The sequence below is a fragment of the Breznakia pachnodae genome (genome assembly GCF_030814225.1).
Classification (GTDB): domain Bacteria; phylum Bacillota_I; class Bacilli_A; order Erysipelotrichales; family Erysipelotrichaceae; genus Breznakia; species Breznakia pachnodae.
This window is the reverse complement of the sequence record NZ_JAUSUR010000001.1, coordinates 557,781-573,360: the sequence shown is the minus strand read 5'-3', so window position 1 is coordinate 573,360 and position 15,580 is coordinate 557,781. Positions and strand designations below refer to the sequence as shown.

General features: G+C 29.9%; 14 protein-coding genes. All 14 read left to right on the top strand.

All coding sequences use genetic code 11. From position 1 onward, the window contains the following. Positions 1-20: 20 nt before the first annotated feature. The 14 genes from J2S15_RS02720 (at position 21) to J2S15_RS02655 (ending at position 15,574) form a co-directional block, all read left to right on the top strand. Entirely contained in the window at positions 21-893 is an 873-nt protein-coding gene (locus J2S15_RS02720) for a WaaS/CpsH family glycosyltransferase (RefSeq protein WP_307405235.1), read from the top strand. Between the two features lie 11 nt (positions 894-904). Beyond that, entirely contained in the window at positions 905-2,362 is a 1,458-nt protein-coding gene (locus tag J2S15_RS02715; RefSeq protein ID WP_307405233.1) for a lipopolysaccharide biosynthesis protein, read from the top strand. Between the two features lie 40 nt (positions 2,363-2,402). Continuing rightward, positions 2,403-3,569 carry a nucleotide sugar dehydrogenase gene (locus tag J2S15_RS02710; protein WP_307405231.1) on the top strand — a complete coding sequence of 389 codons (1,167 nt, stop codon included), beginning with the start codon at positions 2,403-2,405 and terminating at the stop codon, positions 3,567-3,569. A 133-nt stretch (positions 3,570-3,702) separates the two neighbouring features. Next, entirely contained in the window at positions 3,703-4,935 is a 1,233-nt protein-coding gene (locus tag J2S15_RS02705; RefSeq protein ID WP_307405229.1) for an aminopeptidase, read from the top strand. A gap of 44 nt (positions 4,936-4,979) precedes the next feature. Then, positions 4,980-5,996 (top strand): UDP-glucose 4-epimerase GalE, encoded by a 1,017-nt coding sequence (gene galE / locus J2S15_RS02700; RefSeq protein WP_307405227.1) that lies wholly within the window; start codon positions 4,980-4,982, stop codon positions 5,994-5,996. Positions 5,997-6,098: 102 nt separating this feature from the next. Further along, positions 6,099-7,067: an LCP family protein gene (locus tag J2S15_RS02695; protein WP_307405225.1), complete on the top strand. Its 969-nt coding sequence runs from the start codon at positions 6,099-6,101 to the stop codon at positions 7,065-7,067. A gap of 149 nt (positions 7,068-7,216) precedes the next feature. After that, positions 7,217-7,687 carry a PssD/Cps14F family polysaccharide biosynthesis glycosyltransferase gene (gene pssD, locus J2S15_RS02690; RefSeq protein WP_307405223.1) on the top strand — a complete coding sequence of 157 codons (471 nt, stop codon included), beginning with the start codon at positions 7,217-7,219 and terminating at the stop codon, positions 7,685-7,687. Then, entirely contained in the window at positions 7,687-8,163 is a 477-nt protein-coding gene (gene pssE / locus J2S15_RS02685; protein ID WP_307405221.1) for a PssE/Cps14G family polysaccharide biosynthesis glycosyltransferase, read from the top strand. The genes pssD and pssE overlap by 1 nt, the downstream gene beginning before the upstream one ends. Before the next feature lie 37 nt (positions 8,164-8,200). Next, complete coding sequence (locus J2S15_RS02680; RefSeq protein WP_307405219.1) at positions 8,201-9,061, top strand: glycosyltransferase family 2 protein; 861 nt, start codon at positions 8,201-8,203, stop codon at positions 9,059-9,061. A 20-nt stretch (positions 9,062-9,081) separates the two neighbouring features. After that, complete coding sequence (locus J2S15_RS02675; RefSeq protein WP_307405218.1) at positions 9,082-10,044, top strand: glycosyltransferase family 2 protein; 963 nt, start codon at positions 9,082-9,084, stop codon at positions 10,042-10,044. 12 nt (positions 10,045-10,056) lie between these two features. Then, positions 10,057-11,007: a glycosyltransferase family 2 protein gene (locus J2S15_RS02670; RefSeq protein ID WP_307405216.1), complete on the top strand. Its 951-nt coding sequence runs from the start codon at positions 10,057-10,059 to the stop codon at positions 11,005-11,007. 68 nt (positions 11,008-11,075) lie between these two features. After that, complete coding sequence (locus tag J2S15_RS02665) at positions 11,076-12,233, top strand: ABC transporter ATP-binding protein (protein ID WP_307405214.1); 1,158 nt, start codon at positions 11,076-11,078, stop codon at positions 12,231-12,233. A 12-nt stretch (positions 12,234-12,245) separates the two neighbouring features. Beyond that, positions 12,246-13,025, top strand: a complete 780-nt coding sequence (locus tag J2S15_RS02660) for an ABC transporter permease (protein WP_307405212.1) — start codon at positions 12,246-12,248, stop codon at positions 13,023-13,025. 74 nt (positions 13,026-13,099) lie between these two features. Further along, positions 13,100-15,574 carry a glycosyltransferase family 2 protein gene (locus tag J2S15_RS02655; RefSeq protein WP_307405210.1) on the top strand — a complete coding sequence of 825 codons (2,475 nt, stop codon included), beginning with the start codon at positions 13,100-13,102 and terminating at the stop codon, positions 15,572-15,574. Positions 15,575-15,580 lie beyond the last annotated feature (6 nt).

Here is a 15,580-nt window from a genome sequence, read left to right as displayed (position 1 = left end):
GAATAAAGGGAGAGATTAAATTGGCTAAAAAAACTTTAATTTTATTATATAAAAAAGATTTGTATTTTTTTCCAAGAATTGACAACATTTATAATATAGAGAATAGTTTTACTGATAGAAAAAAAGGTTTTTTTCTATATTTATTTAAATTGTTGTTTAAGTTCAAATTACCTGGTAAATTTTTATTTTTGGGAAATTGGAAAAGAAATATAAATGATATGGAAAAAGTAATAGTCTTTGATTCGGGTTATTCTCCAGTCATTACCAATTATATAAAGAAGAAGAATCCCAAATGTATTATCCATTTGTATTTGTTTAATACAATAAGTAATGAAAAAAAATACTTATTAAATGATAAAAATATTGACAGATTTTGGTCATTTGATAAAAATGATGTAAAAAAATATGGGATTAATTATAATTCTACAACATATTCAAAGAATATTACATTAGATCATGAAAATATAGAATATGATATAGTTTTTTTGGGAACAACTAAGCAGAGGAAAGAGCAAATATGTGATTTTCAAAAATCATGTGATAATTTGAGATTGAAAACATTATTTTGTGTTATAGAAAGCCAAAAAGATTTTATTGATTATAATACGTATTTAGAATTGGTAGATAAAAGTAAATGTATTTTGGATATTACGAATTCTTATCAGGAAGGATTAACTCTTCGGTTCATGGAGTCATTATTTTTTGAAAAGAAAATTATTACAAATAATAAAAGCATCAAAGGATATGATTTTTATGATAAAACAAACATTTTTATTTTAGGAGAAGATGACATAGGAAAATTATCAGACTTCTTATCATCTGATTATCGTAAAATTGACAAAAAAATAGTTGATTATTATGAGTTTAATCAATGGATAAAGAGATTTATATAAGGAGATAATCAATGAATTTAAAAGGTTTATTAAAAAAATATAATAATTTATCTTTACCAGTAAAAGCGGTTTTTTGGTTTACAATATGTAATTTTATTCTAAAAGGAATAAGTTTCATTACAGTTCCGATATTTACTAGAATGTTATCAACTAGTGAATATGGAGTTGCAAGCTTATATTACTCATATGAGCAAATATTTATTATACTTGCAACATTTGAACTTTCGTTAGGTGCATATCAAAGAGGTGTATTAAAATTTAAGGAAGATATTCCTCTGTTTACACAATCAATGCAATTGTTGTCTACGTCACTCACAATGATATTTCTTGTGATATTTCTTTTGTTTTCTGATCAGATAGTGAAGCTAACAGGAATCCCTTTTAATGTTTTTTCGGTAATGTTTGGTTATTTAATACTACAACCCGCGTATAATGCTTGGTTGACGAGAAAACGATTTTATTATGAGTATAAGCAATCCGTAATAGTGACTGTTTTATTTGCTATTTTAACAGTGGGAGCATCAATGGCTGCTGTAACTTTTATTGAAAGTACAGCATATATGAAAGTAACATCTATGTTATGGATGGAAATTCTATTTTGTCTTCCATTCTACTTAAAGAATATTAATGTAAGAAATATAATAAAAAATAAGGAGGAGGTTATTTTTTATTGGAAGTATTTGTTGCGTTTTCAAATTCCTTTAGTATTTCATTCATTGTCATATTTAGTATTGGGACAAGCCGATAGAATTATGATTGGTAGTATGGTAGGAACGTCTGAAACAGCTATCTATTCAGTTGCATATAGTTTAGCAAGTGTTTTATCAATTTTTCAAGTATCAATTAACCAATCATTTAAACCATGGAGGTATCAGAAATTAGAAGATAAGAACTATAGTGATGTGAAAAATGTATCCAATGTTTTGCTTATTTTTATGGGAGTTGTAGTATTAGCATTTATTTTAGTAGCACCAGAAGTTATGAAATTATTATTTAACCCTGAGTATTATGACGCAATATGGATCATACCTTCAGTTACTTTAAGTGTCTATTTTATGTTTTTATACAATATTTTCACAGATATAGAATCGTATTATGGAGAGACAAGATATATTGCAGTAGTTTCTGTTATTTGCGCATTGGTAAATATTGTTTTGAATTATTTCGCAATAGAAATATTTGGATATATAGCTTGTGGATATACTACATTATTTAGTTATATTTTGTTTTCTATGCTCCATTATTTTTTCATGAATAAAGTTTGTAAAGAAAATATTGGCTTAGAGCAACCAGTTGATAGAAAATTTATTTTGATATTTAGTATGATATTGTTAGTTTCTACAATAGTGATAACACTTCTATACAACTATAATTTAATAAGATTACTATTACTATTAATTTTACTTGTTATTTTAGTTATAAAAAGGAAGGTTTTTATACAATTGGTTAAAAATATAAAAAAGCCATAAATGAATTTGAAGATGTAAATTTTACTAAAAGGAGAGAAGAATGAAGATAACAATAGCTGGAACAGGATATGTGGGATTAAGTATAGCAACATTATTATCACAAAAAAATGAAGTAGTTGCTTATGATGTTGATGAAAAGAAAGTTCAGATGATTAATGAACGTATATCCCCAATTAAAGATGATGAAATTGAAGAGTATTTAAAGAATAAGGTTCTTAATTTAAGAGCAACATGTGATGCTACTGAGGCTTTTAAACATGCTGATTTTGTGATAATTTGTACACCAACTAATTATGATGAAAAAAAGAACTATTTTGATACAAGTACCGTAGAAGCAACGATTAATAAAGTCATAAGCATTAATAAAAATGCTGTTATGGTAATCAAAAGTACAATCCCAGTGGGATTTACTAAAGAGATGAAAGAAGAGCATAAAACTAGCAATATTATGTTTTCACCCGAGTTTCTAAGGGAAGGAAATGCATTGTATGATAACTTACATCCTTCTAGAATTATTGTTGGAGAACAAAGTGAAAATGCTAAGGTTTTTGCAAATTTATTGATAGAAGGCGCTATAAAAAAAGATATAGATGTTTTATTTACCAATAGTACAGAGGCAGAAGCCATAAAACTATTCGCAAATACTTATTTAGCTATGAGAGTATCCTTTTTTAATGAATTAGATACATATGCTGAAACAAGGGGTTTAAATACTAAACAAATAATTGAAGGAGTGGGGTTAGATCCAAGAATTGGAACACACTATAATAATCCATCTTTTGGTTATGGTGGGTACTGCTTGCCTAAAGATACGAAACAGTTACTAGCCAACTACGAGGATGTTCCAAATAATTTAATTGAAGCTATTGTTAAATCTAATTCAACTAGAAAAGATTATATTGCAGATACCATTATACAAAAAAAACCTAATGTTGTTGGTGTATATCGCTTAACAATGAAAATGGATAGTGATAATTTTAGACAGTCAGCAATACAAGGAATTATGAAAAGAATTAAAGCAAAGGGTATTGAAGTTATTATTTATGAGCCTTCAATGACAGAAGAGTATTTTTTTAATAGTAAAGTAGTAAATGATTTAGAGAAATTTAAATCTGAATGTGACGTAATAGTTGCTAATAGGTTATCTGATGAATTAAAAGATGTAACTGATAAAATTTATACACGTGATTTGTATAGTAGAGATTAAATTTGTAAAAAAAGAATGTGTACTCAAATAAAAATGATGCACATTTTTTATTTTATCCGCATTACAATATTTATATATTTAAAATTAGAATTCATGTATAATAAGTGTAAATGAAATTAAGGAGGAAATCGCAATGAATATCTCAATAATTAATAAATATGCGAAACTAGCAGTGGTAATGGGTGTGAATGTTCAAAAAGGACAAACACTGGTTATAAATGCACCAGTAAATACACGTGATTTGGTAGAGGCTGTAGTAAAGGAAGCATATGAAGTAGGCGCAAAAGAAGTAGTCGTTAACTTTTATGATGATAAAATTAGCCGCCTTCATTATGAATATCAAGATGTTGAAACTTTAAAAAATGTTCCTGATTATATTGTTGAACAAAAAACTGCACCTTTGCGTGAAGGTGCTTGTGTATTGCATATCATAAGTGAAATTCCAGAAGTTATGGCAGGAATTGACCCTAAAAAGATGCAAGAAGCAACTATAGCTAGACAAATTGCACTTAAGGAAGCAAGTGAGATTACAATGGCAAGCAAGGTGCAATGGAGCATTGTAGGATATCCAAATCTTGATTGGGCGAGAAAAGTCTTTCCCAATGAAATAGATGTAGTTGCCATGCATAAACTTACAGATGCAATTTTAGAAAGTGTCCAAGTACTGGAAGATAATGATCCAGTTAAATACTGGCAACAACATGATGCTGATTTAAGAACATATGTTAATTTGTTAAATGATTATAATTTTAAGAGTCTGCATTTCAAAAATAGTTTAGGAACTGATTTAAGAGTTGATTTAGTAAATAACCACATTTGGGCAGGTGGGGATGAAGAAACTCCTTCTGGAGTCTTATTTAATGCTAATATGCCAACTGAAGAAGTATTCACAATGCCATATAAATATGGTGTAAATGGAATTGTACATAGTACAAAACCATTAAGTTACAATGGAAGTTTAATTACTAACTTCTCTTTAACATTCAAAGATGGAAAAGTTGTAGATTATAGGGCTGAAGAGAATGAAGATGTTTTAAAAACATTAATAGAGTTTGATGAAGGAAGCTGTTATTTAGGAGAAGTTGCATTAGTTCCTTATCACTCTCCAATTTCAATGAGTAATATATTATTTTATAATACGCTTTATGATGAAAATGCTTCTTGTCATCTTGCACTTGGAAGAGCATACCCAATGAATGTAAAAGGTGGAGTGGAAATGAGTCAAGAAGAACTTGACAACGTAGGTTCTAATAATTCTATGACTCATGTGGACTTTATGTTTGGTAATGAAGATATGGAAATTATTGGTCTTTCACAAGATGAAACAGAAGTACAAGTGTTTAAAAACGGTGATTTTGCATTTTAAATACTTATAGTTTAAAATAGTTACTTAGTGAAGGAGTAATATTTATGAATGTTTTAGTTACAGGTGGTTTGGGTTTTATTGGAAGCCATACTTGTGTGGAATTATTGAATAGTGGAAATGATGTAATTGTTATTGACGATTTATCCAATGCAAAAATTGAAGTAAAAGACTATATCAGAAAGATAACAGGAAAAGGTATAATTTTTTATCAAGGAAATGTTTGTGATAGAAAAATAATGCACAAAATATTCGAAGAAAATAAAATTGATGCTACTATGCATTTTGCCGGATTTAAGGCAGTTGGCGAATCAGTTAGTAAGCCATTAGAGTATTATGATAATAATATTACTAGTACATTGGTATTATGTGAAATCATGCAAGAATATAATTGTAAAAATTTAGTATTCAGTAGTAGTGCCACAGTATATGGTGATCCTGAAGAAGTTCCCATTAATGAAAATAGTTCTTTGGGTCCTACAACAAATCCTTATGGAACTACAAAACTGTTTATTGAGCAAATTTTAAAAGACTTATATATATCAGATAATAAATGGAATATAACTATATTAAGGTATTTTAATCCTATTGGTGCTCATGAAAGTGGACTAATTGGCGAAAATCCAAATGGAATACCAAATAATTTAGTGCCTTATATTGTAATGGTAGCAAATAAAGAACTTCCATTCTTATATGTATATGGAGATGATTACGATACCCCTGATGGAACAGGAATTCGAGATTATATCCATGTTGTGGATTTAGCGAGAGGACATGTAAGTGCACTTAAGAAACTTGATAAAGATAATGTGGGAATAGAAACATATAATCTAGGAACGGGAAAAGGACACAGCGTTCTTGATATTATTAACGCATTTGAAAAAGCAAATTCTATTGATATCCCTTACCAAATTAATTCACGAAGACCTGGAGATGTAGCGGTTTATTATGCTAACCCGCAAAAAGCATTTAAAGAACTCGGATTTAAAGCTGAAAAAAATATAGATGATATGATGAAGGACTCGTGGAACTTTATACAAACAGCTAAACAAACTCAGGAATAATTTCATCGTAAATTTCACATAAATGAAAAGGATTTATATATAGATTTTTATATCAATATGTAGTATTCTTAAATAGTATATTTTATTAATTAGGAGGTCTTTATGAGTAAGAAAGCCAAGAAAAGATTAATCATAGTATTATCGTCAATACTTGCATTAATACTAGTTGTGTTTGTGGCAGGGAATTTGTACATTGACTCAATTTTAAATAAAATGAATAAAACTGATGAGTTCGAAGCTAGTGAAGTAAATGCGACTGAGCTTGATGGAGATGTTGTAAACATTGCGTTAATAGGGATTGATGAATCAGATGGAACGGCACGTTCCGATGTAGTCAAAATTATTTCTTTGAATTTTGATACAAAGAAAATTAGTATTACATCAGTTCAACGTGACAACTTAGTTTATCAACCGATGGAAGAACGATATGAGAAATTAAATCATGCTTATTGGTATGATGGAGCTCAAGGAACTTTAAGTTCGTTGAATTATAACTTTGATTTGGATATTACACAGTATGTTAAATTTGACTTTAATTCTGTTGTAAATATTGTTGATATTCTAGGTGGTGTGGATATTACAATGACAGATGCAGAAGCAGCTCAATTAGGCATTGGTGGAGGAGGGACTTATCACCTTAATGGTGAAGAGGCTCTAGCATATTCTAGAATCAGAAAAATTGATAGTGATTATGAGCGGATGCAACGTCAAAATAATGTTATTGATGCATTGTTAGCGAAAGTTGGAGATCAGTCTGCGACAGGACTTCTAAGTGTAGTTAATGACGTTATGCCTTATATTGAAACGAATGTGTCTAATGGTAGTTTCAAAAACTATGCAACTAGTTATTTAACTTTTGATAAAAGTCTGAACCAATACCAATTCCCTTCAGGCGGATATAGTTCTATATTGGCTTCATTATCATTATATGGATATGGACCTCACTATGTGTTGAATGATTTTGCAGGTGAAGTAAAACTTATGCATGATAATATTTATGGTGGAGATTATACTGTAAGTGAAAATGTATTAAAGGTTGATCGAGAAACAAAAGAAATGGCTGGATATTAGTTTATTTCAATACTATAAAAAATGAAATGGTCATAAATGAGATAATTCGTTATGACCATTTTATTCGTTTAAAAAGTAGTTCCTATATTCATAGGTTTGCTTTATAATATATATGATACGCAAAAAGCGGTTAATAAAAGGATAGTGTGATGAAGAAAGTTATGTTTATATCAAGCACTGGTGGTCATTTGAATGAGTTATTACAGTTATCACCATTGTTTAAAAAATATCAATATACAATCGTTACTGAAAAAACTGACTCCAATGTTTCACTTAGAAATCAATATGGGAATAAGGTTTTTTATTTAGCGTATGCAACAAAACATAACATGTTGAAATATATGTTTGTTTTTCCTTTTAACTGCCTTAGAAGTTTATATTTATATTTAAAGATACGTCCAGATGTTATTATCTCGACGGGATCACATACAGCTGTACCAATGTGCTATATTGCACATTTCTTCAAAAAGAAAATAATCTATATTGAAACATTCGCAAATATCTATACAAAAACCGTTGCTGGGAAGATCGTTTATCCAATTGCTGATCACTTTATTGTTCAGTGGGAAAGTATGCTGGAGTTATATCCGGATGCAGAATATGGCGGGTGGATTTTCTAATGATATTTGTTACGTTGGGAACACAAGATAAGTCATTTCATCGGTTACTAGAAAAATTGGATGAACTGATTGAGAAAGGTGTTATTGATAGCGATATAGTGGTTCAGGCTGGGGCTACGAAGTATGATAGTAAATATATGGAAATACTTCCTTTTATTCAAATGGATAAGTTTAATAGTTATATAGAAGAATGTGAATATTTAATATGTCATGCAGGTGTTGGAACTATTATGAATGGGATTCATCATGATAAGAAAGTAATTGCAGTTGCGAGACGAGTGAAGTATGGTGAACATGAAAATGATCATCAGGTGGAGATAACACAAAAGTTTGAAAAACTTGGATATATTATTGGCTGCATTGAAGTTGATGAATTGGAAGATAAATTGAAACTTCTTGGTGACTTTAAAGTAAAACAATATGAATCAAATAATATGAATTTTTGTTCAATGATTGAACGATTAATAGAAGAATAATTTTGTAATATGGAAGATAGAGAATTACGGGGTGATTATGAAAACAGTTTTTTTGATTATTAATTATAATGATGCACTAACAAGTGAAAAGCTAATAGAGAATATAAAAGATTATCCCAGTATTGATCTGATTACAGTATTAGACAATAAATCAAGTGATAATTCTTTTTCGTATTTATATGATAAATATCATAGTGAGCATATTCATGTAATTCAAAGTGAAGCAAACAAGGGATATGCATATGCAATTAATTATGGATGCAATTATGCAACTACGTTGCTTGGTGACTGTAACTTGATTGTTAGTAATTCAGATATCGAAATTGATAATAATAGTGTTATTGACGAATTGATAAAAACAAAAAAGCAATATAATTCAGCAATTACAGCTCCTGTAATTCGCGAACATACTGGATTCAGTAAAGGAATGAAAACTCCTACTCCAGTACAGGATGCAATTTTAAATATGATTTATATTCATCGCTTTTTCACGAAGAAATACTTAGAGTATAATGATGAATTTTATAAAGATAAAGAAGTGGTTAAAGTAGATACAGTTCTTGGTTGTTTCTTTCTGATTGATACAAAAGCATTAAAAGATGTTGGATATTTTGATGAACATACATTTTTGTATTATGAGGAACATATTATTGGTAAGAAACTAAAAGCGAAAAATTATAAAGTGATTGTTGATTTAGGAATTGAAGTATTCCATAATCATTCGGTATCAATTGATAAGAGTTTGAATCGATTAGGAAAATTAAAACAGCTAAAAAAGAGTCAGTATTATTTTCAGACACAATACAATCATGCAAATGTTCTGGAGAGATTCTTACTGAACTTTACAAGAGGATTTAGTTATATGATATTTAAGATAGTTTATAGTATAAAATCATAGTAAGGAAATTGAGGATAGGTATGAAAGATATAATTAGTGTAGTCATTCCTGCATATAACCGAGAGAAACAGATTGGCAGATGTTTAGATAGTCTATTATCGCAATCTTATGAGCATATGGAAATTATTGTAGTGAATGATGGATCAACAGATAATACGAAACAAATTCTAGATGATTATCAAAAACAGTACCCAGATAAACTAATTGCTATTCACACAGAGAATAGAGGTGTCTCAGAGGCTCGTAATGCAGGTATAGAGAGAGTTAGTGGAAAATATATGGGTTTTATTGATAGTGACGATTATGTCGCTAAGGATATGTATGAGAAGCTCTATGCTAAAATTACAGAAGATGATTTTGATGTGGTTGCTTGTAATAGCTTATCAATCTATCCTGATCGCAAGGATATAGTAAATTCTGGCATGTATGATTATCAGGATAATCATGAACTTCTAATTGATGCATATACAGTTCTTTGGAATAAACTATATAAGACTGAAATAGTAAAAAACTATCGTTTCAAACCGAATGTATGGTATGAGGATGTATTGATTTTAAATCAGATATATCCAGAAATAAAAAAAGTAGCTGGTATTTCCGATGTTGGATATTACTATGTTCAAAACGAAGGTTCTATAACGTACACTTATAATGATAAGTTATACCAGTTAGTTGAAAACATGGATGATTTAGTAGATTACTATAAACAACATGGATATTATGATGATTATAGAGATGAGTTGGAGTATACATATGTACGATACTTGTTTGGAACATTTATCAAACGTCTGGCAAAAGCAAAAGACTATAAAAAGTTTAAAGAGGGAACCAGATATGTAATGAAAAAAGTAAATGAACAGTTTCCTAGCTATAAAAAGAATAAATACTTGAATGAGAAGAATGGAAAATCAACTTACTTAAAACAGTTTAATCTGTTACTGGCAACAGTTATATATTTTAAGGAAAAGAATAAAATGAATTAAAGGTGGTATATAATGATATCTCTGGTAATGACAACTTACAATGGCGAAAAATATATTAATGAGCAACTGGATAGCATCCTTAATCAAAGTGTACAACCAGATGAAGTGCTTATTTTTGATGATGGTTCAGTTGATCAAACAGTAATATTAGTGAATGATTATATAAAACGTCACAAGCTAAGTAACTGGAAGATACATGTAAATAAAGAAAATCTGGGATTCAACAAGAATTTTCGCCATGCATTAAATGGAAGTAATGGAGATATTGTCTTCTTATGTGATCAGGATGATATTTGGATGAAGGATAAAATTGAGAAAATGATGCTGCATTTAAATCGAGATAATATTTTGTCTTTAGCCAGTGATTTTGTACTTATTGATGAAAATGGAAAAAACATAAATTCTAATAATATTAGAGACAAATATGGGATGTTAGATTTCAATATTAACGAATTTTCTATTGTTGAAGTATCGTATGAAGATTTACTAATGAAAAACTATGCTCAAGGTTGTACAATGGCCGTTAAAAAGGAACTAATTCAGTTATTAAAACAAGATGAGACCAATAACTTAGAACATGACTGGTCACTTTCTTTAATCGCTGCAATTCATAAAGGTTGTTACTTTTATAAAGAGCCTTTAATTAAATATCGAGTCCATTCAGATAATGCAATTGGACTGGATACAATTCAACTCGCAGATAAAAAGCGAATGAAGAGTAGAGAAGATGTAGTATCACTTGAATTACAAAGAATTCTATTTTCTTTGCAGTATGCAAATCAAAATGATAAAATATATCAGAACTTGAAATTTAGAAAAGAATATTATGAATTAAGAATACAATTAATACAAAAAAGAAAAGTGTTTTCCCTACTTTCACTTTCGCTATTCAGCAAATACAGAAAGTTGGCTAAAATACGTCCAATCTTAGGAGATATTACTTCAATACTAAAGAAGTATTAAAGTTTCATAAGAAATGGAAAATATATAGTATATATGCTATACTTAATAACAATGATTATGGAGGAACTATGGATTCTACAAACGCAATAGAAGTTCGTGGATTGTATAAAAGTTTCAAATTAGTTTATGATAAACCGAATACCTTGAAAGAAAGGTTATTGACTTTGTTTAAGCAATCAAATGTAACACGTAAAGAAATACTAAAAGATATAAATTTAAATATTAAGAAGGGTGAAACTGTTGCGCTTATTGGTACCAATGGTAGTGGGAAAAGTACGTTATTAAAACTAATGACGAAAATTCTATATCCAAATCAAGGTACTCTAAGTACAAATGGAAAACTTACTTCTTTACTAGAACTTGGGGCGGGGTTCCATCCAGACTTTACTGGACGTGAGAACATTTATTTTAATGCGTCAATTTTTGGTTTAACTAGAAAAGAAATTGACGGACGTATTGATGAGATTATTGCTTTCTCAGAACTAGGAGACTTTATTGATAATCCAATACGTACATACTCTTCTGGAATGTATATGCGTTTAGCATTTTCAATAGCTATCAATGTAGATGCGGAAATCTTATTGTTAGATGAGATTCTTGCAGTAGGAGATCAACATTTCCAGGATAAATGTTTTGAAAAATTAAAAGAATTAAAGAGCAGTGATAAAACGATTGTTATTGTATCTCACAGTTTAGATGTAGTAAAAGAAATTTGTGATCGTGCGGTTTGGATTTATCATGGAGGAGTTCAGTTAGATGGAGATCCTGCATATGTAATTTCTGAATATTTAAAGCAAATTGCAATTGATCATAAAGAGCAAGTGAAAAAATCGCAGGAAAGTGGTGAACATAAAACCAGAGGGGTTATGTTCATTGATGAACCAGTAGCATTCTCAGATGTGAAATATGGTCAAGTATTTCGTTTAAGAGGATGGTCACTAGCAAATTGTGAAGATTCTTATTATAAAGTATCGATTAATGGAAAAGAAGTAGAAGGATTTATACCTGAGCGTAGAGATGATGCTGTGGCAGCATATCATGAAGACTTTTTAGGATTTACTGATCCTGAACGAGTTGGATTCATGAAAGAGGTTCTATTGGATGATTACAGAGATGTAATTGAGGAAAGTGGAAAAAGTTCTTTCAAAATTGTGGCAGAGTTATATGACAATACAGATAAATGTTTAACAACAAAAGATGTTGTTGTAAACATTGAAGTAGAATAAGTGGGGTTATATATGGAATTAATTCGTAGTCTATATAATTACAGAGAATTTTTAATGACAAATGTAAAAAAGGAAATTCGTGGTAAATACAAAGGTTCTTTTTTAGGTGTCTTATGGTCATTTATTAACCCACTATTACAAGTTATTATTTATTGGCTGATATTCCCTTATTTAATGGGAAATACAGTTGATAACTATTTGATTTATCTGGTTTGTGGTATTATTCCATGGACATTCTTTACAACTGTAGTAACTCAAGGAATGGTTACCGTACGTTCGAATGCTGGAATTATCAAGAAAGTATATTTTCCTAGAGAATTATTACCAATTTCGGTTGTTATTAGTGGTTTAATTAACTTTCTGATTTCTTGTATTATTATTTTAATATTTACAGTAGCAGGCGGAGTTGGCATTAGCTGGCATTTAATTTTGTTGCCAGTATTGGCTTTGCTTCAATCACTATTATCATTAGGATTAGCATTTGCATTAAGTGCAATTAATATTTATGTAAAAGATACAGAATACATTGTTGGTTTTATTTTAAATATGGCGTTTTATGCAACACCTATTTTATACACGGCTGATAGATTTGCTGAAAATCAACTTATGATGTGGGTGTTTAAATTAAATCCAATGGCACATATTATTGATGCATATCGTGATATATTTTTATATCACCAATTACCAACATTAGGATCCTTAGGATATGTATTTGCATTTAGTATGGTTGTATTATTAATCGGATACGTGATTTTCAAGAAATTGGAAAAAGGATTTGCAGAAGAAATTTAAATATTAATCAAGGTTGGGGAGCGAATCGTCAATCTTTTTATGGTTTACTAATAACTGAATAAAGGAGTTTATTTATGAAGATTAAATATCGCATTGATCGAATCGACATCAGAGAAGTAGATAGCATACGTTATATCGCTATTACTGGATGGGCATTTTCGACTACAGGTGGAACTATTAATTATTCACTACAGGTTAACAAACAAGATATGCCTGTTATTTTTAGTGAAACAATTCGTCCTGATATATTACATGAATATGAAAAATATCACCCTCGTATGAAGTGTGGTTTTCGTGTATATGTGGATATAAGTGAAATAAGCAATATAACATCAATAGATTTATTTGCATCAATTGATGGTGAAACTAAACGTTTATTCAAAGCTGATAGCAATCAAGTAACTGCTTTACTAAATCATGAAAGTATTGTTTATGCGATCGACTACAAGCATTTAGAAAATGATGGCAATACATCAATTCAAGGATGGGCATATTCGTTATTAGGTGATAAGGAATTAGCATTTGTGGTTATAGACAGTAAAGGAAATGAAATTGAATCGACTACTCGTGTTTATAATCGTGAAGATTTATATAAATTAAAAATGGTTCCTGTTGAACAAAAATATTGTGGGTTCAGAACTAGTTTTCGTGCGATAGAAAATGAGAATTATTTTATTAAAGTGACAAATCAAAAAGAAACAGTAATTATTGATTTGGCTAAAGAGCTGAAAGGAAGAAGTTTCTTTCAAAAGATTATGTATTTGTTTAGATTGATGAATTGGAAGAATATCAAGCGTGGATTAAAATACTTAAGAAGAAATGGAATCAGCGGTTTCTTGAAAAGAGTTAGAAAAGGTCCATCACATGATAAGATTCATTATGATACTTGGTTTAATGCAAACAAAGTAACTGATGAACAACTAAAGAAGCAAAGAGAGGTTGAGTTTAAGTACCAACCTAAAATAAGTGTGATTGTTCCAACGTATAATACGCCTAAAAAGTTTCTTCATGAAATGATTGATTCAGTTTTGAATCAAAGTTATGGAAATTTTGAATTGTGTATTGCTGATGGAAGTCAAGGTAATACTGAAGTTCAAACAATCTTAGAAGAGTATCATCAAAAGGATGCACGCGTTATTTATAAAGTATTGAATGATAACTTTGGAATTGCTGGTAATACCAATGAAGCACTTGCAATGGCAACAGGAGAGTATGTTGGATTGTTTGATCATGACGATTTATTAACACCAGATGCGTTATATGAAATTGTTAAGTCTTTACAGGATGTTAAGTATGACATTCTTTATACTGATGAGGATAAAGTAAATAGTGATGGAACTGAATTTGATGATCCAAATTTAAAGCCTGATTTTAGTCTTGATTTATTACGATCACATAACTATATAACACATTTCTTTGTAGTGAAAACAGATATCATTAATGGCGTTGGTGGATTCCGTAGTGAATTTGATGGTGCACAGGATTATGATGTAATGTTCCGTTGTATTGAGCAGGCAGAAACGATTTATCATATACCGAAAGTATTATATCACTGGAGAATGCATGCGAACTCTACAGCAGAGAATCCAGAAAGTAAGATGTATTGTTATGAAGCTGGACAAAAAGCTATTAGTGAACACTACAAGCGTGTAGGTGTGGATGCTAAAGTAGAAATTATGGATTTATGGGGAATGTATCATACGACTTATGCTACACCTGGAAATCCTTTAGTATCAATTATAATTCCTAATAAAGATGAAAAAGAAACATTAAAAACATGTATTGAATCTTTGTATAAGAAAAACGTATATCAAGACTTTGAGATTATCATAGTTGAGAACAACAGTGAATCAACAGAGATCTTTGAGTACTACAAAGAACTTGAAAAGAAACATACTAATATTAAAGTTGTATATTGGGAAAATGATTTCAATTACTCGGCTATTAATAATTATGGTGTAAGCTTTGCCAAAGGTGAGTATTTGTTATTCTTGAACAATGATACTGAGGTCATTGCCAAAACTGCCGTTAGTGAGCTTCTAGGATGCTGTATGCGCGAAGAAGTTGGTATTGTTGGAGCAAAGTTGCTCTATGAAGATAATACTGTTCAGCATGCTGGAATTGTCTTAGGTTTTGGAGGATTTGCAGGTCATATCTTTACTGGGATTGGAAGAGACGATGTTGGGTTTATGGTACGTGCTCGTATCAATGGTAATTATAGTGCAGTAACTGCTGCATGTATGATGGTAGATAAAAAAGTATTTGAAGAAGTTGGCGGCTTTGATGAATCGTTCAAAGTTGGATTAAACGATGTTGATTTCTGTCTGAAAGTAAGACAGATTAATAAATTAGTAGTATTTAATGCATTCTCATTATGGTATCATTATGAATCAAAATCTAGAGGTTATGAAGATACAGCTGAGAAGATTCGCAGATTGGAAGGGGAAATAAAACATTTCCAAGATAAATGGGGAGATGTTTTAAGAAAAGGAGATCCTTATTATAATAAGAATTTCAAAATTGAACACGGACCGTTTATATTAGGTTAGTTTGGG

Excerpts from the sequence above, each read along its gene's own strand:
- J2S15_RS02715 (WP_307405233.1), top strand. The coding sequence starts at position 905 with ATGAATTTAAAAGGTTTATTAAAAAAATATAATAATTTATCTTTACCA.
- J2S15_RS02710 (WP_307405231.1), top strand. The coding sequence starts at position 2,403 with ATGAAGATAACAATAGCTGGAACAGGATATGTGGGATTAAGTATAGCA.
- J2S15_RS02705 (WP_307405229.1), top strand. The coding sequence starts at position 3,703 with ATGAATATCTCAATAATTAATAAATATGCGAAACTAGCAGTGGTAATG.
- galE (WP_307405227.1), top strand. The coding sequence starts at position 4,980 with ATGAATGTTTTAGTTACAGGTGGTTTGGGTTTTATTGGAAGCCATACT.
- J2S15_RS02695 (WP_307405225.1), top strand. The coding sequence starts at position 6,099 with ATGAGTAAGAAAGCCAAGAAAAGATTAATCATAGTATTATCGTCAATA.
- pssD (WP_307405223.1), top strand. The coding sequence starts at position 7,217 with ATGAAGAAAGTTATGTTTATATCAAGCACTGGTGGTCATTTGAATGAG.
- pssE (WP_307405221.1), top strand. The coding sequence starts at position 7,687 with ATGATATTTGTTACGTTGGGAACACAAGATAAGTCATTTCATCGGTTA.
- J2S15_RS02680 (WP_307405219.1), top strand. The coding sequence starts at position 8,201 with ATGAAAACAGTTTTTTTGATTATTAATTATAATGATGCACTAACAAGT.
- J2S15_RS02675 (WP_307405218.1), top strand. The coding sequence starts at position 9,082 with ATGAAAGATATAATTAGTGTAGTCATTCCTGCATATAACCGAGAGAAA.
- J2S15_RS02670 (WP_307405216.1), top strand. The coding sequence starts at position 10,057 with ATGATATCTCTGGTAATGACAACTTACAATGGCGAAAAATATATTAAT.
- J2S15_RS02665 (WP_307405214.1), top strand. The coding sequence starts at position 11,076 with ATGGATTCTACAAACGCAATAGAAGTTCGTGGATTGTATAAAAGTTTC.
- J2S15_RS02660 (WP_307405212.1), top strand. The coding sequence starts at position 12,246 with ATGGAATTAATTCGTAGTCTATATAATTACAGAGAATTTTTAATGACA.
- J2S15_RS02655 (WP_307405210.1), top strand. The coding sequence starts at position 13,100 with ATGAAGATTAAATATCGCATTGATCGAATCGACATCAGAGAAGTAGAT.